General features: G+C 73.0%; 17 protein-coding genes, 1 rRNA gene and 1 pseudogene. 15 read left to right on the forward strand and 4 right to left on the reverse strand.

What is annotated here, in order from left to right; translation table 11 throughout:
* The 3 genes and pseudogenes from rrf to ACFC0G_RS26005 all read left to right on the forward strand — a co-directional run.
* Positions 1–92 (forward strand): 5S ribosomal RNA (gene rrf / locus ACFC0G_RS25995); the annotation flags it as partial.
* Positions 93–759: 667 nt separating this feature from the next.
* A pseudogene (locus tag ACFC0G_RS26000) lies at positions 760–1,854 on the forward strand (hypothetical protein); the annotation flags it as partial.
* 39 nt (positions 1,855–1,893) lie between these two features.
* The gene (locus ACFC0G_RS26005) at positions 1,894–2,727 is read left to right on the forward strand and encodes a hypothetical protein (protein ID WP_376407611.1); all 834 of its coding nucleotides are present in this window, start codon (positions 1,894–1,896) and stop codon (positions 2,725–2,727) included.
* A 66-nt stretch (positions 2,728–2,793) separates the two neighbouring features.
* Here ACFC0G_RS26005 and ACFC0G_RS26010 read toward each other — a convergent pair whose 3' ends face one another.
* Entirely contained in the window at positions 2,794–4,089 is a 1,296-nt protein-coding gene (locus ACFC0G_RS26010) for a DUF1015 domain-containing protein (RefSeq protein WP_376407230.1), read from the reverse strand.
* Between the two features lie 83 nt (positions 4,090–4,172).
* Here ACFC0G_RS26010 and ACFC0G_RS26015 point away from each other — a divergent pair, with 83 nt between their 5' ends.
* The 4 genes from ACFC0G_RS26015 to ACFC0G_RS26030 all read left to right on the forward strand — a co-directional run bounded on the left by ACFC0G_RS26015 (position 4,173) and on the right by ACFC0G_RS26030 (position 8,300).
* Positions 4,173–5,243: an HAD hydrolase-like protein gene (locus ACFC0G_RS26015; protein WP_376407232.1), complete on the forward strand. Its 1,071-nt coding sequence runs from the start codon at positions 4,173–4,175 to the stop codon at positions 5,241–5,243.
* A gap of 95 nt (positions 5,244–5,338) precedes the next feature.
* The gene (locus tag ACFC0G_RS26020; protein WP_376407234.1) at positions 5,339–6,394 is read left to right on the forward strand and encodes an iron chelate uptake ABC transporter family permease subunit; all 1,056 of its coding nucleotides are present in this window, start codon (positions 5,339–5,341) and stop codon (positions 6,392–6,394) included.
* Positions 6,391–7,425 carry a FecCD family ABC transporter permease gene (locus ACFC0G_RS26025; RefSeq protein WP_376407236.1) on the forward strand — a complete coding sequence of 345 codons (1,035 nt, stop codon included), beginning with the start codon at positions 6,391–6,393 and terminating at the stop codon, positions 7,423–7,425. The genes ACFC0G_RS26020 and ACFC0G_RS26025 overlap by 4 nt, the downstream gene beginning before the upstream one ends.
* A gap of 32 nt (positions 7,426–7,457) precedes the next feature.
* Positions 7,458–8,300 (forward strand): ABC transporter ATP-binding protein, encoded by an 843-nt coding sequence (locus ACFC0G_RS26030; RefSeq protein ID WP_376407238.1) that lies wholly within the window; start codon positions 7,458–7,460, stop codon positions 8,298–8,300.
* A 16-nt stretch (positions 8,301–8,316) separates the two neighbouring features.
* Here the strand turns inward: ACFC0G_RS26030 and ACFC0G_RS26035 are convergent, their stop codons facing one another.
* A complete protein-coding gene (locus tag ACFC0G_RS26035) occupies positions 8,317–8,664 on the reverse strand; it encodes an SCP2 sterol-binding domain-containing protein (protein WP_376407240.1) in 348 nt (115 codons plus the stop codon).
* A 42-nt stretch (positions 8,665–8,706) separates the two neighbouring features.
* Here ACFC0G_RS26035 and ACFC0G_RS26040 point away from each other — a divergent pair, with 42 nt between their 5' ends.
* The 6 genes from ACFC0G_RS26040 to ACFC0G_RS26065 all read left to right on the forward strand — a co-directional run bounded on the left by ACFC0G_RS26040 (position 8,707) and on the right by ACFC0G_RS26065 (position 14,715).
* Positions 8,707–8,982 carry a hypothetical protein gene (locus ACFC0G_RS26040; RefSeq protein WP_376407242.1) on the forward strand — a complete coding sequence of 92 codons (276 nt, stop codon included), beginning with the start codon at positions 8,707–8,709 and terminating at the stop codon, positions 8,980–8,982.
* Between the two features lie 7 nt (positions 8,983–8,989).
* Positions 8,990–9,805: a TlyA family RNA methyltransferase gene (locus tag ACFC0G_RS26045; protein ID WP_376407244.1), complete on the forward strand. Its 816-nt coding sequence runs from the start codon at positions 8,990–8,992 to the stop codon at positions 9,803–9,805.
* A complete protein-coding gene (locus ACFC0G_RS26050) occupies positions 9,802–10,725 on the forward strand; it encodes an NAD kinase (RefSeq protein ID WP_024757739.1) in 924 nt (307 codons plus the stop codon). The genes ACFC0G_RS26045 and ACFC0G_RS26050 overlap by 4 nt, the downstream gene beginning before the upstream one ends.
* A 101-nt stretch (positions 10,726–10,826) precedes the next feature.
* Positions 10,827–12,569 carry a DNA repair protein RecN gene (recN, locus tag ACFC0G_RS26055; protein ID WP_376407246.1) on the forward strand — a complete coding sequence of 581 codons (1,743 nt, stop codon included), beginning with the start codon at positions 10,827–10,829 and terminating at the stop codon, positions 12,567–12,569.
* A 130-nt stretch (positions 12,570–12,699) separates the two neighbouring features.
* Complete coding sequence (locus ACFC0G_RS26060; RefSeq protein WP_376407248.1) at positions 12,700–13,443, forward strand: hypothetical protein; 744 nt, start codon at positions 12,700–12,702, stop codon at positions 13,441–13,443.
* Between the two features lie 108 nt (positions 13,444–13,551).
* Positions 13,552–14,715, forward strand: coding sequence for a glycosyltransferase family 4 protein (locus ACFC0G_RS26065; protein ID WP_376407250.1), 1,164 nt, complete (start codon positions 13,552–13,554; stop codon positions 14,713–14,715).
* Positions 14,716–15,044: 329 nt separating this feature from the next.
* On the opposite strand, the gene ACFC0G_RS26070 is transcribed toward ACFC0G_RS26065, so the two are convergent.
* Positions 15,045–16,667 carry a PucR family transcriptional regulator gene (locus ACFC0G_RS26070; RefSeq protein ID WP_376407252.1) on the reverse strand — a complete coding sequence of 541 codons (1,623 nt, stop codon included), beginning with the start codon at positions 16,665–16,667 and terminating at the stop codon, positions 15,045–15,047.
* Positions 16,668–16,828: 161 nt separating this feature from the next.
* Here ACFC0G_RS26070 and ACFC0G_RS26075 point away from each other — a divergent pair, with 161 nt between their 5' ends.
* Together ACFC0G_RS26075 and ACFC0G_RS26080 are read left to right on the forward strand one after the other, a co-directional pair.
* Positions 16,829–18,343, forward strand: coding sequence for an APC family permease (locus ACFC0G_RS26075; protein WP_376407254.1), 1,515 nt, complete (start codon positions 16,829–16,831; stop codon positions 18,341–18,343).
* 102 nt (positions 18,344–18,445) lie between these two features.
* Complete coding sequence (locus ACFC0G_RS26080; protein ID WP_376407256.1) at positions 18,446–20,095, forward strand: flavin monoamine oxidase family protein; 1,650 nt, start codon at positions 18,446–18,448, stop codon at positions 20,093–20,095.
* Positions 20,096–20,101: 6 nt separating this feature from the next.
* Here the strand turns inward: ACFC0G_RS26080 and ACFC0G_RS26085 are convergent, their stop codons facing one another.
* Complete coding sequence (locus ACFC0G_RS26085) at positions 20,102–21,484, reverse strand: FAD-binding oxidoreductase (protein ID WP_376407258.1); 1,383 nt, start codon at positions 21,482–21,484, stop codon at positions 20,102–20,104.
* Positions 21,485–21,601 lie beyond the last annotated feature (117 nt).

Raw genomic sequence — 21,601 nt, forward strand, 5'->3', positions numbered from 1 at the left:
CGCCCGGTTACATTCCGAACCCGGAAGCTAAGCCTTTCAGCGCCGATGGTACTGCAGGGGGGACCCTGTGGGAGAGTAGGACGCCGCCGAACAATATTTCAGGACCCCTGGTCCCAGCGTTCACGCTGGACCAGGGGTCCTTTTGTTTTTCGCTTGATTTTCCCGATGCGCGGCTGAGTGCCGGCTGCGCGAGAATGACTGCAGTACCCGAAGACAGGAGTCACCCACATGTCCACCAACTCTCCCGACGGCCGTCCGGAGCGCGAGCCGCGTCGCAACGACGGCGGCGGTGGCGACCGGGGCGGCTTCCGCGGGCCGCGCCGTGACGACAACCGGGGCGGCGGCGGTGGCGGCTTCCGTCGCGACGACCGACCCTCCCACCAGCGCGATGACCGTCGTGGCGACCGCCGTGACGACAACCGTGGTGGCGGTACCGGTGGTGGCTTCCGTCGCGATGACCGTCGGGACGACAACCGTGGCGGTGGCTCTGGCGGCGGTTTCCGTCGCGATGACAACCGTGGCGGTGGCACCGGTGGTGGCTTCCGCCGTGATGACAACCGTGGCGGTGGCACCGGTGGTGGCTTCCGCCGGGATGACAACCGTGGTGGTGGCGGTACCGGTGGCGGGTTCCGCCGTGACGACAACCGTGGTGGTGGCGGTACCGGTGGCGGGTTCCGCCGTGACGACAACCGCGGTGGTGGCTCTGGCGGCGGTTTCCGTCGCGATGACAACCGCGGTGGTGGCACCGGTGGTGGGTTCCGCCGTGACGACAACCGTGGCGGTGGCACCGGTGGTGGGTTCCGTCGCGATGACAACCGCGGTGGTGGCACCGGTGGTGGGTTCCGCCGTGACGACAACCGCGGTGGTGGCTCTGGCGGTGGGTTCCGTCGCGATGACAGCCGTGGTGGCGGTTCCGGTGGTGGCTTCCGTCGCGATGACAACCGTGGCGAGCGTCCTCCCTTCCGTCGGGACGACAACCGTGGTGGCAGCACCGGTGGTGGGTTCCGTCGTGACGAGCGGCCTTCCTTCCAGCGTGACGACCGTCGCGATGACAACCGCGGTGGCGGTTCCGGTGGTGGGTTCCGTCGGGATGACAGCCGTGGCGAGCGTCCTCCCTTCCGCCGCGATGACAACCGTGGCGGCGGTACCGGCGGTGGCTTCCGTCGTGACGACAGCCGTGGTGGCGGTTCCGGTGGTGGCTTCCGTCGTGACGACAGCCGTGGCGAGCGTCCTCCCTTCCGTCGGGACGACAACCGTGGTGGCAGCACCGGTGGTGGGTTCCGTCGTGACGAGCGGCCTTCCTTCCAGCGTGACGACCGCCGTGACGACAACCGCGGTGGCGGTTCCGGTGGTGGGTTCCGTCGCGACGACCGTCGTGACGAGCGTCCCTCCTTCCGCCGCGACGACAACCGTGGCGGTGGCACCGGTGGTGGTTTCCGCCGCGACGACAACCGTGGCGGTGGCACCGGTGGTGGTTTCCGCCGCGATGACAACCGTGGCGAGCGTCCTCCCTTCCGTCGGGACGACCGTCGCGATGACAACCGCGGTGGCGGTACCGGCGGTGGCTTCCGTCGTGACGACAACCGTGGCGAGCGGCCTTCCTACCAGCGTGACGACCGTCGGGACGACAACCGCGGTGGCGGTACCGGTGGTGGCTTCCGTCGGGATGACAGCCGTGGCGAGCGTCCTGCCTTCCGTCGCGACGAGCGTCGGGACGAGCGGACTCCCTTCCGTCGTGACGACCGTCGGGACGACAGCCGTGGCGGCGGTTTCCGCCGCGACGACCGGGGTGACGGCGACCGCGGTGGGTTCCGCGGGCGCGACGACCGGGGTGGCTACGGGGCGCGTGACGACCGTGACCGGGACCGTGGCGACCGTGCGCCGATCAAGCGGCTGCCGATCCCGCCGGAGGTCACCGGTGAAGAGATCGACCCGGACGTGCGCCAGGAGCTGATGAGCCTGCCCAAGGGTCTGGCCGAGGAGGTCGCCCGTAACCTCGTCATGGTCGCCCAGCTGATCGACGAGGAGCCGGACAAGGCGTACGAGTACTCCCGTATCGCCCTGCGGCTCGCGTCGCGTGTCGCGGCCGTGCGCGAGGCGGCCGGCTTCGCCGCGTACGCCACGCAGAAGTACTCCGAGGCGCTGGCCGAGTTCCGCGCCGCGCGTCGCATGAGCGGTGGCGTCGAGCTGTGGCCCGTCATGGCCGACTGCGAGCGCGGCATGGGCCGTCCCGAGCGTGCGCTGGCCATGGCCGGCGAGCCCGAGGTGCAGAAGCTGGACAAGGCCGGGCAGGTCGAGATGCGGCTCGTGGCCGCCGGCGCCCGTCGTGACATGGACCAGCTGGACGCCGCCATCGTGACGCTGCAGAGCCCCGAGCTCGCGTCCGGCGCCGTTCACCCGTGGACCGCGCGCCTGCGGTACGCCTACGCCGACGCGCTGCTCGCCGCCGGGCGTGAGAGCGAGGCGCGGGACTGGTTCGCCAAGGCGCTGGAGGCCGACAAGGACGGTGTCACTGACGCCTCCGACCGGCTCGCCGAGCTGGACGGCGTCGAGTTCGTGGACGCCTTCGACGACTCCGACGACGAACTCGTCGAGGGTGCCGTCGACGATGTCGAGGATGACGTCGACGGTGACGTCGATGTCCGTGACGGCGACATCGGCGACGAGATCGATGAGATCGACGAGATCGACGAGATGGATGAGGTCGACGGCGGCGACGCTCGTTGATCCGGTGGTGATGTGAGAAGGGCGGTACCCCTTGGGGTGCCGCCCTTCTTCGTTTTCCCGGCCGATTCAGTCCAGCGCGAGGCTTCTCAGGACCAGGCCGGTCGCGGGCTTCGGGCCGAACGAGGTCGACTTGCGGGGCATCGTCACGCCCTGCCGCGCGAGGTCCCGTACGACCTCTTCCCGTACCGGATGCATGAGCACCGCCGTACCGTCGCGGCGTTCCGCCTGGGCGACCGCGGCCTCCGTGTCGTGGATGTAGGCGATGTCCTCGGGCGCGTCCGGGATGTGCCAGACGTGCTCCAGGAGGGTGGAGTGCAGGACGGTCGCGTCCAGGGTGCGCCAGGCCTCGGGGCGGTCCGTGCGGATCGTGCGGTCGAGGAGGGCGGGGTCCGGGGAGTCGAGGAGATGGAACGCGCCGTCACCCGCGAGGAGGAACGCGTTGCCTTCGGCCGCGGCGGTCGCCAGGGCCTCCAGGGCCGTCGGCAGGGGGCGCTCGATCCGGCGTACCCGGAAGGAGTCGCCGAGGGCCGCCAGGGCGTCGGAGACCGGCAGGCGGTTGAGGAGCCGGTGGATGGCGCGGACCCGCAGGGGATAGCGGGCGGTGTCGATGAGGAGGACCAGGCCGTAGTTCCAGGGGCCGGGAGCGGCGTGCTCCTCGCGCAGGCGCAGGTAGGTCGCCCAGCGGTGGTGGCCGTCGGCGATGAGGGCCTGGTGGCGGCGGAGGTCGGCGGCGACGGTCGCCTGTTCGGCGGGGTCGGTGACCGCCCAGAGGCGGTGGTGGAAGCCGTCCTCCGTGGTGGTGGAGAGCAGCGGCTCGCGGTGGACCGCGCGCTCGATGACGGCGTCGGCGCCGCCGTCCGCCTCTCCGACGTAGGTGAGGAGGAGGGGCTCCAGATTGGCGGCCGTCGTCCGCATCAGGGCGGCGCGGTCCTCGACCACGTGCGGCATGACGTCCTCGTGGGGGAGGACCACGCCCTCGTCCGGGGTGGAGAGCTCCAGGGCGCCGATGATGCCCCGCTGGAGGATGCCGTCGCCGTTCTGCTCGTACACGTAGAGCGCGGGCTCCGGGTCCGGGGCGAGGACGCCGTCGGCGAGCCAGCGGTCGAGGGTGACGGCGGCCTTGCGGTGGCGGGTGCCGGCGGTGATCGCCTGGGGGAGGATCAGCCGGACGATGTTGTGCGGGTCGGCCGATTCGAGATGGAGAAGTCCGTCAGGTCGTACGACGACGTCGTAGGGCGGAGACGTCACGGCGGCGAGGCTGCCGACCCGTTCGGGGACGTATCGGAGTCCGCGGAACGGGGCCAGACGCAGCCCAGCGGTGTCGTCGCGGACAGCGTCGGCCGCGTGACCTGAGGTGTTCATCTCGACATCGTATGTGTGCGCGGGCATGAGCGATGATCGGGGGAGCGGGGGAATTCCACCCGGCGAGGCGAGGAGAGTGTGCGGTGACGGTGCGGATCGGGCACGAGCGGCAGGGCGAGGGCGGCAGGACGCTTCCGGGGAGCAGCGCGGTGCCGTTGAGCGCGGCGTACGACACGGCTCTCCTCGACCTGGACGGTGTCGTCTACGCGGGCGGGGAGGCCATCCCGCACGCCGTCGAGGCGCTCGGGGTCGCGCGGGGCGGCGGCATGCACCTCGCGTACGTCACCAACAACGCGCTGCGGACGCCGGAGGAGGTCGCGACGCACCTCACCGAGCTGGGGGTGCCGGCGGTTGCCGGGGACGTGGTCACCTCGGCGCAGGCGGTCGCGCGGCTGATCGCCGACGAAGTGCCGCCGGGGTCGCGGGTGTTGGTCATCGGCGGCGAAGGGCTGCGGGTGGCGCTGCGCGAGCGGGGCCTCGTGCCGGTGGAGTCGGCGGACTTCGAGCCGGCGGCGGTCGTCCAGGGGTACGGAGGGCCGGACCTGCCGTGGGGGCGGTTCGCGGAGGCGGCGTACGCGGTGCAGCGGGGAGTGCCGTGGTACGCCTCGAACACCGACCTGACGATTCCGGGGGTGCGGGGGATCGGGCCCGGGAACGGGGCGGCGGTGGAGGTCGTACGGATCGCGGCGGGGGGTCGTGCGGAGCCGAAGGTCGCGGGGAAGCCGCTGCCGCCGATGCACCGGGAGACGGTGCTGCGGACGGGGGCCGAGCGGCCGCTGGTGGTGGGGGACCGGCTGGACACGGACATCGAGGGCGCGTTCAACGGCGGGGTGGACTCGCTGCTCGTCTTCACCGGGGTGACGGATGTGGCGCAGCTGCTCGTGGCGCCGCCGGAGCATCGGCCGACGTATGTGGCGGCGGATCTGCGGGGGCTGCTGGTCGGGCAGCCCGAGGTCGTCGCGGAGGCCGGGGGAGCCGTGCTGTGCGGGGGGTGGCGGGCGTCGGTGAGCGGGGGCGAGTTGGTGCTTGAGGTGGTTGAGGGGGCGGATGTGATGGACGGGGTGCGGGCGTTGTGCGGGGCCGCGTGGTCGGCCGCGGGGGACGGGGTGTGTGAGGCGGACGCGGGGAAGGCGTTGGCGTTGTTGGGGTGGTGAGGATTCCCCTCCCCGTCCTCCGGTGGGGCGTGTGGGGAGTGAGGTCGTCGACGCTCGGGCGCGGGTAAGAAAATTGGGTAGGCTAACCTAACTCCGTGTTGGTTGAGAGTCCTTCCCGAGCGAGCGCGGAGCCGACGTCCGCCGCCCAGCCTCCGAAGCGCCGCAACTCCGTGCGCGCCGTCGGGTTGGTGGTGGCCGTCGCGGTCCTGCTGCTGGTCTGTGTCCTGAGCATCATGATCGGCGCCAAGCCGGTGCCGCTCGGGGACGTGTGGCACGGCCTGTTCCGGAACAGCGGTGTCGGCAACGACGTCGTCATTCACGACGTACGTGTCCCCCGCACCCTCCTCGGGCTGCTCGTCGGGCTCGCGCTCGGGCTCTCCGGGGCCGTGATGCAGGGGCTGACCCGTAATCCGCTCGCCGAGCCCGGACTGCTCGGCGTCAACGCGGGGGCCGCGGCCGCCGTCGTCTCGGCCATCGCGTTCCTCGGGGTGTCCGACGTCAAGGACTACGTCTGGTTCGCCTTCGTGGGAGCCGCCGTCGTCGCCGTGGCCGTCTATCTGCTCGGCGGCAGCCGCAGCGCCACCCCCGTGCGCCTGGCGCTCGCCGGGACCGCCGCCACCGCCGCGCTCTACGGGTACGTCAACGCCGTCCAGTTGCTGAACTCCGCCGCCCTCGACCGGCTGCGGTTCTGGACCGTCGGGTCGCTGGCCTCCGCCGACATGGCGACCATCCGGCAGGTCGCCCCCTTCATCCTGGGGGGCGCCGTCCTCGCGCTGCTCATCGCGCGGCCCCTGAACGCCATGGAGATGGGCGACGACACCGCCCGGGCGCTCGGCGCGAACATCAACCGGACCCGGGTCGTCGCCATGGTCTCCGTCACCCTGATGTGCGGGGCCGCCACCGCGGCCTGCGGGCCCATCGTGTTCCTCGGGCTGATGGTCCCCTACATGGTGCGGGCGATCACCGGGCCCGACATGCGCTGGATCCTGCCGTACGCGGCCGTCCTCGCGCCGGTCCTGCTGCTCGGCTCCGACATCGTCGGGCGGCTCGTGGCCCGGCCCTCCGAACTCCAGGTCGGCATCGTGACCGCCCTCATCGGCGGGCCCGTCTTCATCCGACTCGTACGCCGCAAGAGGATGGCCCAGCTGTGACCACCAAGACCCTGCGGGCCGGCGGCGGGCTCTCCGTACGGTACGAGCCGCGGGCCGCGCTCTCCGTCCTCGGCCTACTCGTGCTGACCGTCGCCGTCGCCGTCGTCCTCATCGGCACCGGGGACTTCCCCATGTCACCCGGCGAGGTCGTCGACACGCTCCTCGGCAAGGGCACCGCCGTCCAGGAGTTCGCCGTCATGGACCTGCGGCTGCCGCGGATCCTCGTCGCCGTCCTCGTCGGCGCCGCGCTCGCCGTCGGCGGAGCCGTCTTCCAGTCGGTGTCCCGCAACCCCCTCGGCAGCCCCGACGTCATCGGCTTCGGCCAGGGCGCCACCGTCGGCGCGCTCGCCGTCATCGTCCTCTTCCAGGGCAGCGCCGCCGCCGCGGCCGGCGGGGCCGTCGTCGGCGGGCTCGTCACCGGGGTGACGATCTACCTGCTGGCGTGGAAGAAGGGCGTGCACGGCTACCGGCTCGTCCTCGTCGGCATCGGCGCCGCCGCCATGCTCACCTCCGTCATCCACTACCTGATCACCAAGGCCAACCTGGCGGACGCCACCCGCGCCACCGTGTGGATGACCGGCTCCCTCGACGGGCGCGACTGGTCCCAGTTCTGGCCGCTGCTCGCCGTCTGCTGCGTCCTGCTGCCGCTCGTCCTCGGCCACGGCCGCGCCCTGCGCATGCTGGAGATGGGCGACGACGCCGCGTACGCCCTCGGGGTGAAGGTCGAGCGGACCCGGATCGTCCTCATGGCCTCCGCGGTGCTGCTCGTCGCCGTCGCCACATCGGCCGCCGGGCCGATCGTCTTCGTGTCGCTGAGCGCGCCGCAGCTGGCCCGCCGGCTGACGCGGGCGCCCGGCCCCAACCTCGCCGCCTCCGCCCTCATGGGCTCGGCGCTGCTGCTCAGCGCCGACTGGATCGCCACCAACGCCTTCGGCGAGCGGCAGCTCCCGGTCGGCGTCGTCACCGGCATCCTCGGTGGCTGCTATCTGCTCTGGCTGCTCGTCACCGAACGCAAGGCGGGCCGGATATGACCACCGCGAACAAGGACAACAGGAGTACGGGTATGACCGGTCGGCAGAAGCAGCGTCTGAGCGCGGAATCGGTCACCCTCGCGTACGAGCAGCGGGTCATCGCCCGCGACCTGTCCGTCGAGATCCCAGACAACTCCTTCACCGTCATCGTCGGACCCAACGCCTGCGGCAAGTCGACCCTGCTGCGCGCCCTCTCCCGGATGCTGAAGCCCTCCGAGGGGCGGGTCCTGCTCGACGGGGCGTCGATCCACTCCCTGCCCGCCAAGAAGGTCGCCAAGACCCTCGGCCTGCTGCCCCAGTCCTCCATCGCCCCCGACGGCATCACCGTCGCCGACCTCGTCGCCCGCGGCCGGTACCCGCACCAGGGACTGCTGCGCCAGTGGTCGCCGGAGGACGAGCGGATCGTCCAGGAGTCGATGGCCTCGACCGGCGTCGCCGAACTGGCCGAACGGTACGTCGACGAGCTGTCCGGCGGGCAGCGGCAGCGCGTCTGGATCGCCATGGCGCTCGCCCAGCAGACGCCGCTGCTGCTCCTCGACGAGCCGACGACCTTCCTCGACATCCAGCACCAGATCGACGTCCTCGACCTCTGCGCCGAGCTGCACGAGACGCAGGGCCGCACGCTCGTCGCCGTCCTGCACGACCTCAACCACGCGGCCCGGTACGCGACCCACCTCATCGCCGTCCGCGACGGCGAGGTCGTCGCCGAGGGCCCACCGGCCGAGGTCGTCACGGCCGAGCTCGTCGAGCGGGTCTTCGGGCTGCGATGCCAGATCATCGAGGACCCGGAGACCGGCACGCCGCTGGTCGTACCGGCCGGGCGCAAGGCCCGCACGAAGCAGCGGGCCGAGCAGGTGCCCGTCCTACTGAAGTAGGGCCTTCGGAGCGGCGCTACAGGAGTGTGCGCAGCTTCAGCAGGTCGCGGAAGCCGGCCTCCAGCCTGACCCGGCCGGAGGCCCAGGCCTTCGCGAAGTTCAGCTCGCCGCCCACCATCGCCACCAGGTCGTCGCCGGTCATCGCGAGCCGGATCTGCGCCTTCGCCGGCGGCGGGCCCGGCACCGTGTCCACGACCTCGATCCGGCCGTCGGCGAGACGGCCCGTGAAGGTGGTGTCGAGGTCCGTGACGTGGCAGCTCAGGGTGCGGTCGAGCGCGGTCGCACCCCGCACGTCGCCGTCGGCCCGCGAGAGATTGTCCGAAAGTCTGTCCAGTGCGCCACGGCACTCAGTGATCGTCGCCATCGCGGTCGACCGTACCCCAGGGCTTCGCGATAGCGTCGGGGGATGAGCGATACGACGACCGGGCCGGGCCCCTTCGAGGGCGATGTGACGGGGGCCGCGGAGGACCACGAGCCCGCCGCGCCCGCGCCGCTCGGCGTCGACCGGGAGCTCACCGGCCACGCCGCCGTCGACGCCCACCTGGCGCGTCTCGCCGAAGTGGACCACCTCCCGGCGGACGGACACCTGGAGGTGTACGAGGATGTACACCGTGGACTGCGCGCCGAGCTGACCTCGCTCGACGCACACCCCGCACCCCGTCCGCACGACAACAGGAGCTGAACCGAACGTGGCAGGAGTGGCACGCCGCCGTCTCGACGCCGAGCTGGTACGGCGCAAGCTCGCGCGCTCGCGCGAGCACGCCAGCCAGCTGATCGCCGCGGGCCGGGTGACCGTCGGCAAGACCGTCGCCACCAAGCCCGCCACCCAGGTCGAGACCGCCGCGGCCATCGTCGTCGTCCAGGACGACTCCGACCCCGACTACGTCTCGCGCGGCGGCCACAAGCTCGCCGGGGCCTTCGAGGCCTTCGTACCGCAGGGCCTGCTCGTCGAGGGCCGGCGCGCCCTGGACGCCGGGGCCTCCACCGGCGGCTTCACCGATGTGCTGCTGCGCACCGGCGCCGCCCATGTCGTCGCCGTCGACGTCGGCTACGGGCAGCTCGCCTGGTCGCTCCAGAGCGACGAGCGCGTCACCGTGAAGGACCGGACGAACGTACGCGAGTTGACGCTCGACGCGATCGACGGCGTCCCGGTCGACCTCGTCGTCGGCGACCTGTCCTTCATCCCGCTCGGCCTCGTCCTGCCCGCCTTGGTGGCGTGCACGGCACCCGACGCCGACCTCGTCCTGATGGTGAAGCCGCAGTTCGAGGTGGGCAAGGAGCGGCTCGGTACGGGCGGGGTCGTGCGGAGCACCGAACTCCGGGCCGACGCCGTGAAGAACGTGGCCCGGCGGGCCGCCGAGCTCGGACTCGGTGTCCTCGGCGTCACCGCCAGCCCGCTGCCCGGCCCCTCGGGAAACGTCGAGTACTTTCTGTGGCTGCGGGCAGGCGCACCCGCGCTCGATCCGGCGGACGTCGACCGCGCCGTGGCGGAGGGACCTCGTTGAGCTCAACGGCAGCAGCACCATCGGGAACATCACGCACCGTCTTCCTGCTCGCGCACACCGGCAGGCCCGCCGCCGTGCGCAGCGCCGAACTCGTCGTCCTGGGGCTGCTGCGCTGCGGCATCGGCGTCCGCGTCCTGGAGGCCGAGGCCTCCGACCTGCCGCTGCCGCCGTCCGTCGAGAAGGTGCCGGAGGCCTGCTCCGACGCCCTCGACGGCTGTGAACTCCTCGTCGTCCTCGGCGGGGACGGCACGCTCCTGCGCGGCGCCGAGTTCTCCCGGGCCTCCGGGGTGCCGATGCTCGGGGTCAACCTGGGCCGGGTCGGCTTCCTCGCGGAGGCCGAGCGGGACGACCTCGACAAGGTCGTCGACCGGGTCGTGACGAAGGCGTACGAGGTCGAGGAGCGCATGACGCTCGACGTCGTCGTGTACGAGAACGGCGACGTCCTGCACCGCGACTGGGCCCTCAACGAGGCGGCCGTCCAGAAGGTGTCGCCGGAGCGGATGCTGGAGGTCGTCCTCGCGATCGACGGCCGCCCGGTGACCGGCTTCGGCTGCGACGGGGTGATCTGCGCGACACCCACGGGCTCCACCGCGTACGCCTTCTCGGCGGGCGGACCGGTCGTCTGGCCGGAGGTCGAGGCGCTGCTGATGGTCCCCATCGGGGCGCACGCGCTGTTCGCGAAGCCGCTCATCACCACCCCCGAGTCGGTGCTCGCCGTCGAGGTCGAGCCGCACACCCCGCACGGCGTGCTGTGGTGCGACGGGCGGCGGACCGTGGAGCTTCCGGCGGGCGCGCGGGTCGAGGTGCGGCGGGGTGCCGTGCCCGTCCGGCTGGCCCGGCTGCACCACGCCTCCTTCACGGACCGGCTGGTCGCCAAGTTCGCCCTGCCGGTGTCCGGGTGGCGGGGCGCTCCGCACTGACGTGCGCCGTTCCCCCGTTCCCCTCATCGAGGCGCTCGAACGATCGGCGCGCCGGAGAGTTACGCCCGGGGCGATGTCGCATCGGACCAGGGAAACCTCGTATGGTCTGGGGCGTGCTGGAGGAGATGCGGATACGGTCGCTCGGGGTCATCGACGACGCGGTGGTCGAGCTGTCGCCCGGCTTCACCGCGGTGACCGGTGAGACCGGTGCGGGCAAGACCATGGTCGTGACCAGTCTGGGCTTGCTGCTCGGTGGACGGGCCGACCCGGCCCTGGTGCGGATCGGCGCGGCCTCGGCCGTCGTCGAAGGACGGATCAGCGTGCCCGCGGGCGGGCCCGCCGCCGTCCGCGCGGAGGAGGCGGGGGCGGAGCTCGACGAGGGCGTGCTCCTCGTCAGTCGCACCATCTCGGCCGAGGGGCGCTCGCGGGCCCACCTCGGCGGGCGCTCCGTGCCCGTCGGGCTGCTCGCCGAGCTCGCCGACGAGCTCGTCGCCGTCCACGGCCAGACCGATCAGCAGGGCCTCCTCAAGCCCGCCCGGCAGCGCGGCGCGCTCGACCGGTACGCGGGCGAGGCCGTCGCCGTCCCGCTCGCCGCCTACAGCGAGGCCTACAAGCGGCTCCGTGCCGTCACGGGCGAGCTGGAGGAGATCACCACCCGGGCCCGGGAACGGGCCCAGGAGGCCGATCTGCTGCGCTTCGGGCTCACCGAGATCGAGGCCGTCGCCCCGCGCGCCGGGGAGGACGTCGAGCTGGCCGCCGAGGCGGAGCGGCTCGGGCACGCCGAGGCACTCGCCTCCGCCGCCGCGCTCGCGCACGGCGCGCTGGCCGGCAATCCCGAGGACCCCGAGGCCGTCGACGCGACGACCCTCGTCGCGGGCGCGGGCCGGGCCCTGGAGGCCGTACGGTCCCACGACGCGGCGCTCGCCTCGCTCGCCGACCGGATGGGGGAGATCTCCATCCTGCTCGGCGACGTGGCCGGGGAGCTCGCCGGATACGCCGACGACCTGGACGCCGACCCGCTGCGGCTCGCCGCCGTCGAGGAGCGGCGCGCGGCCCTCACCCAGCTCACCCGGAAGTACGGCCAGGACATCGCCGCCGTCCTCGCCTGGGCGGAGGAGAGCGCGGCCCGGCTCGGCGAGCTGGACGGCGACGACGACCGCGTCGAGGAGCTGACCACCGAGCGGGACCGGCTGCGCGACGAACTGTCCGTCCTCGCCCAGGGGCTCACCGACGCCCGCACGGAGACGGCCGACCGGTTCGCCGGGGCGGTCACCGCCGAGCTCGCCTCACTCGCCATGCCGCACGCCCGCGTGTCGTTCGCGATCAGCCAGACCGAGGACCCGGAAGGCGTCGAGGTCGGCGGCCGGCGGGTCGCGTACGGACCGTCCGGGGCCGACGAGGTCGAGCTGCTGCTCGCCCCGCACCCCGGCGCGCCGCCGCGGCCGATCGCCAAGGGCGCGTCCGGTGGTGAGCTGTCGCGGGTGATGCTCGCGGTGGAGGTCGTCTTCGCGGGGACCGACCCCGTGCCGACGTACCTCTTCGACGAGGTCGACGCGGGTGTCGGCGGCAAGGCGGCCGTGGAGATCGGGCGGCGGCTCGCCAAGCTCGCCAAGACCGCGCAGGTCGTGGTCGTCACCCACCTTCCGCAGGTCGCCGCCTTCGCCGACCGGCAGCTGCTCGTCGAGAAGACCAACGACGGCTCAGTGACCCGGTCCGGCGTCACCGTCCTGGAGGGCGAGGAGCGGGTGCGGGAGCTGTCCCGGATGCTCGCCGGCCAGGAGGACTCCGAGACGGCAAGGGCGCACGCAGAGGAACTGCTCGCTACGGCTCGGGCGGACGCGTGAGGGTCGCCTGGGGCGTGGGTTGGGGCGTGGCTTGGGGTGGGTGGGCGCGTGAGGCGTGACCTTGGGTGGGACCTGGGGCGGGTGGGCGCGTGAGGCGTGAGCTGGGGTGCGATCCGGGGTCGGTGGGCGCGTGAGGCGTGAGCTGGGGCGGGTCGGTACGTTCGCCGCTGCTTTCGGTGCGACCCGGCTCGCCTACGGGCAGCTGAGGCGGCGACCGCCGGGGAACCCGGGCAGCTGGGAGCGGGTCAACCACGCGGGCCGGCCCGTCACCCTCCACGCCGGTGCCGCCGCCGCGTTCGGCTCGGCGGTCGCTGCGGCGCCCCTCGCGCCGGGCGCCGCCCTGGCCGTCGCCGCCTCGGCCGTCTGCGGGCGGTACGACGACCTGCGCGGGGACCACCGGCGCGGCTTCCGGGCGCATCTGACGGCGCTTCGGGACGGCGAGGTGACCAGCGGGGCCGTCAAGCTCATCGGCATCGGCGCGGCCTCGCTCGTGGCCGGGGCGATGCTCAAGGAACGGCCCGTCGACAAGGTCCTGGCCGGGGTCGTCATCGCCGGCAGCGCCCACCTGGTGAACCTCGTGGACGTACGGCCGGGCCGGGCGGGCCTGACCGTGCTCGCCCTCGGCGCGCCCGGGCTGCTGCGCGGCTCGCTCGCCGCCGCCCCGATGGGGGCAGCGGCGGCGGTCCTCGGCGAGGACCTCGGGGAGCGCACGATGCTCGGCGACATGGGGGCGCACGCGCTCGGCGCGGCCGTCGGCGGCGCGATCGCCGCGGGGAACGGGCGGTTTGGGCTCGTCGCGCACGCGGTGGGTCTTGCGGCCGCCGCGGCGTGGGGGGAGCGCGGCGCCGCCTCGTGCGCTCACCCGGGTGGGTGAACCCTGGGGCGGGCCGGGACGGTGGACGCCCTCCGTGCAAGGGAACGACGCCGTTTCGGTGCCGGAACGTGCGTACGGTCGGCGGCACGGGCTGGCATCCTTGGGCGCGTGACACAGCTCCGTACGGTCCAAGTGCTGGGCGGCGGCAGCGCGGGCAGCAGCTCCCACGTCCGATCACTCGCCTCGGGGCTGGTGGCGAGGGGCGTGCGGGTGACCGTGTGCGCCCCGGCAGAACTCGACCGTCTCTACGACTACCTCGGCGCGGGCGCGCACTTCGTGCCCCTGCCGCGCCTCGGCGACCCCGCGACCGTCACCGCGCTCCGTAACGCCTGCATCGGTGCGGACGTGGTCCACGCGCACGGGCTCCAGGCCTCCGTGCGGGCGGCGCTCGCGCTGTCGGTGCCGTGCGGTGGAGGGTCCTTCGGTGAGGGCTCGTCCGGTGGGGGCGCCTCCGGTGGGGGTGCCTTCGGTCGGGGGCCCTCCGGTGGGGGGCGCACGCCGCTCGTCACCACCTGGCACAGCCGGAACCACCTGGACGGGGCGCGGGGCGGGGTGCAGCGGCTCCTGGAGCGGCGGACCGTGCGGGCCGCGTCCGTCGTCCTCGGCACGTCGTCCGAACTCGTCGACCGGGCGCGGCGGCGCGGGGCGCGGGACGCCCGGCTCGCCCCCGTCACCGTGCCGGCCGCGCGAGGGCCCGTCTGCCTGCACGACGGCAAGGCCCGTGCCGAACTGGGCGCGGTCGACCGGCCGCTGCTGATGGCGGTCGGGGCGCTCGAACGGGGGCGGGGGTACGGGACCCTGCTCGACGCGGCACGGCTGTGGCGGGACCTCGACCCGCAGCCGCTGCTCGTCATCGCGGGCGAAGGGCGCGAACGGGCCGCGCTCCAGCGGCGGATCACCGCGGAGGGGCTCGCGGTGCGGCTGATCGGGCGGCGCGACGACGTCGCGGAGCTGCTGGCGGCGGCGGACGTCGCGGTCCTCCCGTCGCGCCGGGAGGCCCGCTCCCTGCTCGCGCAGGAGGCGCTGCGGCTCGGCGTGCCGCTGGTCGCGACGGCGGTCGGCGGGGTGCCGGAACTGGTCGGGGACGCGGCGGAGCTGGTGCCGTACGGGGACGCGGCGGCCCTCGCGGGGGCGGTGCGGGGGCTGTTGGAGGACGCCGAACGGCGGATGGACCTGGCGGCGGCGGGGCGGGTGCAGGCGGGGACGTGGCCGACGGAGGACGAGACGGTGGCGCACGTGCTGAGCGTGTACGACGAGTTGGCGGGGCGCTGACGCGGTGCCGGTTCGGGGCGGGGTTGTTTCCCCCACCCCGCCCCTTCCCGAAACTCTGACGAGACCGGGGGCTCCGCCCCCGAACCCCCCAGGCGGCAGCTTCGCGCCGCGGGGCGGGTGGCGGGGGCGCCGGCCCCTTGCCCGTGCGGCAGCTTCGCGCCGCCGGGCGAGACCCGGGACCTCGCCGCCCCGCGGTGCCTTCCGGCAGCAGTCGAGGCCCGGGTCGTGCCCCCCGCGGTGCCTTCGCGCCGGCAGCAGTCAAGGCCCGGGGCGTGCCCCCCCCACGTGCCTTCGGCTCGGCAGGCGAGCTCAGGGGGCCCTCCGGGGTGCTACGTCGTGTGGCGGCGGGCTCTCAGGGCCAGGGAGAGGGCCAGGACCGTTTGGGGGTCGTCCAGGTCCGTGCCGAGGAGTTCGGAGATGCGGGCCAGGCGGTTGTAGAGGGTCTGGCGGTTGAGGTGGAGTTCTCGGGCCGTTTCCGCCTTGCGGCCCGCGTGGGCCAGGTACGTCTCCAGGGTGGGGAGCAGCGGCGGGCGGGAGGTGCGGTCGTGGTCGCGGAGGGGGCCGATCGCGCGGTCCACGAAGGCCGCCAGGTCGGGGTGGTCCCGTAGGCGCCACAGGAGGAGGTCGATGTCCAGGCGGCGGGCGTCGTACCAGGGGAGGTCCGAGAGGCCCTGCGCGGCCGTCGCCGTCTCCGCCGCGTGCCGCAGGCCTGCGGAGGCCGCGGCCCAGCTTCCGGCGACGCCCACGACGACCACCGGCGGGTGGACGCCCGCGCGCTCCAGGCCGGCCCGCTCCACGCCCGCGCGGAGCGCCGCCGCGACCCGGTCCGCGACGGCCGTGCGCTCCGACTCCGAGCGCAGGCCCAGGAGGAGGGGGACCCGGCCTTCGACCGGGCGGACGCCGAGGAGTACGGGGACGCCGACCGAGGAGAGTTCTTCCAGGACCGCCCGGGCGAGGAGGGCCCAGTTGCCCGACGGGGAGAGTTCCGAGGCCAGGCGCATGACCACCGGGAGGAGGGGGCCGTCGCCGGGCTTGAAGCCGAGGACGCGGGCCTGGGCGGGCGCGGCCTCCGCGGTGATCCGGCCCTCCGCCAGGTCCGTCAGGAAGTCGCCCCGGCCGCGTGCGGCCAGCTCCTCCTCCTGGCGGGCCTGCATGAGGACGACCGCGAGGATGCCCGCCGCCCGCTCGGCGGCCATCCGGTGGACGGGGGAGAGGGCGCCGGAGACCGAGAGGAGGACCAGGCGGGCCCGCACCGAGCCCGTACCGGGGCCGCCGCCCGGCACGTCGACGAGGACCGTGCCGGTGGGCGGGCCCGACTCGCGGGCCGCCCGCTGGCCGCGCAGCCCGTCCCAGACCTGGAGCGGGTCGGCGGGCCCGGACTCGGTGCCCGCCGCGTACAGCAGCTGGCCGTCGGGGGTCTCCAGGAAGACCGGGTTCGCGGCGAAGTCGGAGAGGATGCGCAGGACCTGCGGGATCCCACCGCCGCCGAGCAGCGCCTCCGTGCACTGCCGGTGGACCTCCTCGGCCTGCCGGAGGAGCGCGTAGTGGCCGTTGACGATCTCGGTGTGGATCTCCTCCGTGACGGCCACGAAGGGCACCTCGCGGTGGAGCTGGACGAGGGGCAGGCCGGCCGCCCGGGCGGTCTCCACTATCGTCGCGGGCAGCCGGGCGAAGCGCGGACCCAGTTCGACGACGAGCGCGGCGATGCCCCGGTCGGCGAGGCGGCGGACGAAGGCCCGTTGTTCGGCCGGGCGGGTGCCCAGGCCGAGACCCGTCGTGAGGAGCAGCTCGCCGCCCTTGAGCAGCGACGCGATGTTCGGCACCTCGCCCGCGTGCACCCAGCGCACCGTGCGGTGCAGCCGGTCCGCGCCGGCGACGACCTCCGGGAGCCCGCTGCGCAGCCCCGGGAGTTCGAGTGCCCGCTGCACGGTGATCCCGCCCTGATTGTCCATGGGGCCGGACGCTACCCGCGTCCGTGTTCCGGTGACATCACCCCACGGTTACGGGACCGGACACTTCGTCCATCGGGGCGACAACTCGTCGCCCTCTGGCGGGAATTGTGCGACCGCATGTCGATTGTGGCCTGCGTCACACGCGAGGATGCTCTCGCGCCATGGCAAAGAACTCCACCCCAGAGGTCCACCGGCTGAAGGCGAACTCCGTCGGTCTGGTCGGTGTCGTCTTCATGGCCGTGGCCACCGCGGCCCCGATCACGGCGATGACCGGCAACCTCCCCATCGCCGTCGGCTTCGGCAACGGCACCGGCGCACCCGCCGGATATCTCTTCGCGACCCTCGTCCTGACCGTCTTCTCCGTCGGCTATGTCGCCATGGCCAAGCGGATCACGGCCGCGGGCGCCTTCTACGGCTACATCTCGCACGGCCTCGGCCGGATCGCCGGCATGGCCTCCGGCATGCTCGCGGTCCTCGCGTACATCGTCTTCGAGGCCTCGATCGTCGGCGTCTTCGCGTACTTCGCCCGGACGACGGTCGCCGATCAGCTCGGCGTCGACATTCCGTGGATCCTGTACGCGGCGGTCATGCTGGCCGTGACGGCCCTCCTCTCGTACTTCGACATCAACCTGACCGCCAAGGCGCTCGGCGTGATGCTCATCGCCGAGATCGCGGTCCTCTTCGCGGTCGCCACCGCCGTGCTCATCGCCGGCGGCGGCCCCGACGGCATCCCGGTCGAGCCGATCAACCCCATGAACGCCTTCACCGGCACCTCCGCGGGGCTCGGCCTCTTCTTCGCCTTCTGGTCCTGGGTCGGCTTCGAGTCGACCGCGATGTACGGGGAGGAGTCGCGCAACCCGAAGAAGGTCATCCCGCGCGCCACCCTGATATCCGTCATCGGCGTCGGCCTCTTCTACATCTACGTCTCCTGGATGACGATCGCCGGAAACGGCCTCACCGAGTCCGTGAAGCTGTCGGCCTCCTCCAGCCCGCTCGACCTGTTCTTCGCCCCCACCCAGTCCTTCATCGGCGCCTGGGCCGTCGACGCCTTCCAGTGGCTGCTGCTGACCGGCTCCTTCGCCTGCGGCATGGCCTTCCACCAGTGCGCCTCGCGCTACCTGTACGCCATCGGCCGCGAGGGCTTCCTCCACCCGGCGCTCGGCCGCACCCACGCGCGGCACGGCTCGCCGTACATCGCCTCCTACGTGCAGAGCGCGATCGCCGTCGGTCTCGTCCTCGCCTTCTGGCTCACCGGCCAGGACCCCTACATCCACCTCTACACGCTGCTCGCGATCCTCGGCACGATGGCGATCCTCATCGTCCAGACCCTCTGCTCCTTCGCCGTCATCGGCTACTTCCGCAAGAACCACCCCGAGGACCGGCACTGGTTCAAGACCCTCGTCGCCCCGCTCCTCGGCGGCCTCGGCATGATCGCCGTCGTCGTCCTGCTGGTCGTCAACATGGAGACCGCGGCCGGTCTCGCCGCCGACTCCCTCTTCTTCAAGGCGATCCCCTGGATCGTCGGCGCGGTCTTCTTCGGCGGCCTCGGCCTCGGCTTCTACCTCAAGGCCAAGCGGCCCGAGCGGTACGAGATCATCGGCCGGATCGTCCTGGAGGACGCGGCCGAGCGGCCCGCCGCGGAGGCCCCCGCCCCCGCTGCCGTACCTCAGGGCTGACCCTCGCTGCCATACCCCAGGGCTGCCCCCGCTGCTGTACCTCAGAGCTGCCCCCCATCGCCGTACCTCAGAGCTGATTCCCCCTTCTTCCAGGAGCGCTCCATGGCACGCACCAACCCGATGCACCTCCTGAAGCGTCTCGCCGCCGAGCACGCCGACGCCCGACGGCTGGACATCCCCGTCGACGAGCTCAGAGGCATGCGAGCCGACGCCCTCGGGCGCCGCTCCCTGCTCACGTACGCCGCCGCTGCCGGTGTCGCCGTCGGCGTCGGCGCCGCCGGTCTGGGCGGGGCCGTCCCCGCCCGCGCCGCCACCCCGTCCCCGCCCGTCAAGAGCACCGCCAGGATCGCCGTCGTCGGGGCCGGGATATCCGGCCTCACCGCCGCACTCACCCTCCAGGACGCCGGCCTGAGCCCCGTGCTCTACGAGGCCAACCCCTCCCGGGTCGGCGGCCGCATGTGGACCCAGCGCGCCCACTGGGCGTACGGCCAGACCTCCGAGATCGGAGGCGAGCTGATCGACACCAGCCACAAGAAGATCCTGGAGCTCTGCCGCCGCTTCGACCTCGCCGTCGAGGACTTCCTCGGCGGCGGGCCCAACGGGGCCGAGGAGGTCCTCTGGTTCGGCGGCGCCTACTACCCGCGCCACCAGGCCGACGAGGACTTCAACGCGGTCTACCAGGCGCTGCGCCGCGACATCTCCGAGGCGGGCGAGGTCCGCTGGAACCAGACCACGCCCACCGGCACCGCCCTCGACAACATGTCCGTGTACGAGTGGATCGAGAGCCGGATCCCCGGCGGTCACTCCTCACCGCTCGGCAAGTTCATCGACGTCGCCTACAACGTCGAGTACGGCGCCGACACCACCGAACAGTCCTCGCTCGCCCTCGTCCTCCTCATGGGCTACCAGACCAATCCGGGCAACTTCAACGTCTGGGGCCTGTCCAACGAGCGGTACCACATCGTCGGCGGCAACGATCAGCTCCCGAACGCCGTCGCCGGGGCCCTCACCGCCGGCACCCTGCGCCAGGGCTGGTCCCTGACCGCCGTACGGGCCAACGCCGACGGCACCCAGACGCTGACCTTCAGCGAGGCCGGCGCGACCCGGACCGTCACCGCCGACCACACGATCCTCTGTCTCCCGCTGCCGATCCTCCAGCAGCTGGACCTCTCCCAGGCCGGCTTCGACCCGCTCATGCGGAACCTCCTGCGGGACGCCCGCATGGGTTACTGCACCAAGCTCAACATGCAGTTCGGCACCCGTCCCTGGCGCGGCACCGGCCCCTGGCCCGGGGTCTCCGCCGGCGACTGCTTCACCGACGGCGAGGTCCAGCAGACCTGGGACACCACCAAGATCCAGGGCGGCACCGGCGGCATCCTCCTCCAGTACGGCGGCGGCAGCCTGGCCAGGAACCTGAACCCGGCCGGGCCGTTCTCCACCGAGTCCGACCCGTACGTGCGCGGCCTCGTCACCCGCTACCTCGCGGGCATCGACGCCTTCTTCCCCGGCACGTCCAGGGCGTACACCGGCCGTGCCCAGCTCTCCGCCTGGCACAAGAACCCGTACGCGCTCGGCGCGTACTCCTGCTGGCCCGTGGGCTACCTCCACCAGTACGCGGGGTACGAGGGCAAGGCCCAGGGCAACGTCCACATCGGCGGCGAGCACTGCAGCTACGACTTCCAGGGCTTCATGGAGGGCGGGGCCACGGAGGGCGAGCGCGCCGCCAAGGAGGTGATCGACGCGCTGCGCTGAGCCGGCTCAGCCGGCCGGCGCGATGTTCTGGTTGAAGCGGAACACGTTGTCGGGGTCGTACGCGTTCTTCACGGCGGCGAGCCGGCGGTAGTTGTCCTCACCGTAGGAGGAGACGATCCGCTGCTCGCCCTCGGCCCCGATGAAGTTCAGGTACGTCGCCTCCAGGGCCCACGGCCGCGCGTCGGCCCGCACGTCGTGGACCCACTGCTTCGCCTGCTCGTCGTACGCGGGGTCCTCCCAGGTCGCGAACGGGTGCACCGCCCAGGGCGCGGTGCGCCACGGCTGCGGGTATCCGGAGGGCCCCGCGGCCACGGCCCCGCCCATCAGGAACAGCACGTGCTGGGTGGCGGTCGAGGCCGGGATCCGCGCGCCGCGGTCGCAGAAGACGTCCACGGCCTCGTCGGGGAGTTCTCGCAGGTACTCGGCCGACCAGTAGTTCCGCAGCCCCGGCGGGTCGTCCAGCATCGTCTGGAGGTCCACGTACGGGATGTCCGTGACGACTTCGACCACGGGCTTCAGCGCGAACAGCGGCGCCGCGAACTCGCGGAGCTCGGCGACCGGACCGGTGTACGTGAACAGTGCCCCGCAGACCAGCTTGCCGACCAGGTCCTCGGGCACGAACGGCTCCGGGGGCGCGGGCATGTAGATGGCGCCGCCGCCCATCTCGTCCGGCGCGCGGGCGCCGAGATCGCGGAAGGTGCGCACCACCTCGGGCGCGTCGGCGGGCAGGAACAGCAGCATCGCGACGCTCATCTCGGGCAGCGGGTGCAGCCGCATCGTCAGCGAGGTCGCCACCCCGAAGTTGCCGCCGCCGCCGTGCAGCGCCCAGAACAGCTCCGGGTTCTCCTCCGCGTCCGTGTGGACGTGCTTGCCCTCGGCGGTGATCAGGTCGGCGGCGAGCAGATTGTCGCTGGCGAGACCGAACTTCCGCTCCAGCCAGCCGGAGCCGCCGCCCAGCGTGAAGCCGCCGACGCCCGTGGTGGACACCCGCCCGCCGGTGGTCGCCACCTGGAACGGCTGGCAGGCGTGGTCCAGGTGGGACATCGTCGCCCCGCCCTCGACCCTGACCGTCATGTCCTCCGGGTCCACGACGACGCCGTGCATCCTGCGGAGGTCGACGACCAGCGCGCCGTCGATCATGGAACTCCCGGCGACGCTGTGGCCGCCGCCGCGCACCGCGATCGGCAGCTCGGTCCGGCGGCCGAACAGGATCGCGTTGGACACGTCGGCCTGGCCGGCGCACTGGGCGATCACCGAAGGGCGCCGGTCGATCATGCCGTTGTGCAGGGCGCGTGCCTCGTCGTAGCCCGGATCGCCGGGGGTGATCACCTCACCGGCCAGGTCCTCGACCAGTCCGGCCAGAGCGCTTTCGGAGACATGGGGAGCCATGGGGAGCCCCCCTTTCGTGCGGGGGGACGGGACCTTCTCATCGTAGGTCCGGGCGCCGTCCCCCGCGCGGGCCGCCCAGGCCTTGTCCGGCGTATCAGGGCCGGACAAGCCCTGGTG

The organism is Streptomyces sp. NPDC056169, from assembly GCF_042268445.1.
Classification (GTDB): Bacteria; Actinomycetota; Actinomycetes; order Streptomycetales; family Streptomycetaceae; genus Streptomyces.

Excerpts from the sequence above, each read along its gene's own strand:
- ACFC0G_RS26010 (WP_376407230.1), bottom strand. The coding sequence starts at position 4,089 with ATGAACACCTCAGGTCACGCGGCCGACGCTGTCCGCGACGACACCGCT.
- ACFC0G_RS26030 (WP_376407238.1), top strand. The coding sequence starts at position 7,458 with ATGACCGGTCGGCAGAAGCAGCGTCTGAGCGCGGAATCGGTCACCCTC.
- ACFC0G_RS26035 (WP_376407240.1), bottom strand. The coding sequence starts at position 8,664 with ATGGCGACGATCACTGAGTGCCGTGGCGCACTGGACAGACTTTCGGAC.
- ACFC0G_RS26040 (WP_376407242.1), top strand. The coding sequence starts at position 8,707 with ATGAGCGATACGACGACCGGGCCGGGCCCCTTCGAGGGCGATGTGACG.
- recN (WP_376407246.1), top strand. The coding sequence starts at position 10,827 with ATGGTCTGGGGCGTGCTGGAGGAGATGCGGATACGGTCGCTCGGGGTC.
- ACFC0G_RS26070 (WP_376407252.1), bottom strand. The coding sequence starts at position 16,667 with ATGGACAATCAGGGCGGGATCACCGTGCAGCGGGCACTCGAACTCCCG.
- ACFC0G_RS26075 (WP_376407254.1), top strand. The coding sequence starts at position 16,829 with ATGGCAAAGAACTCCACCCCAGAGGTCCACCGGCTGAAGGCGAACTCC.
- ACFC0G_RS26080 (WP_376407256.1), top strand. The coding sequence starts at position 18,446 with ATGGCACGCACCAACCCGATGCACCTCCTGAAGCGTCTCGCCGCCGAG.
- ACFC0G_RS26085 (WP_376407258.1), bottom strand. The coding sequence starts at position 21,484 with ATGGCTCCCCATGTCTCCGAAAGCGCTCTGGCCGGACTGGTCGAGGAC.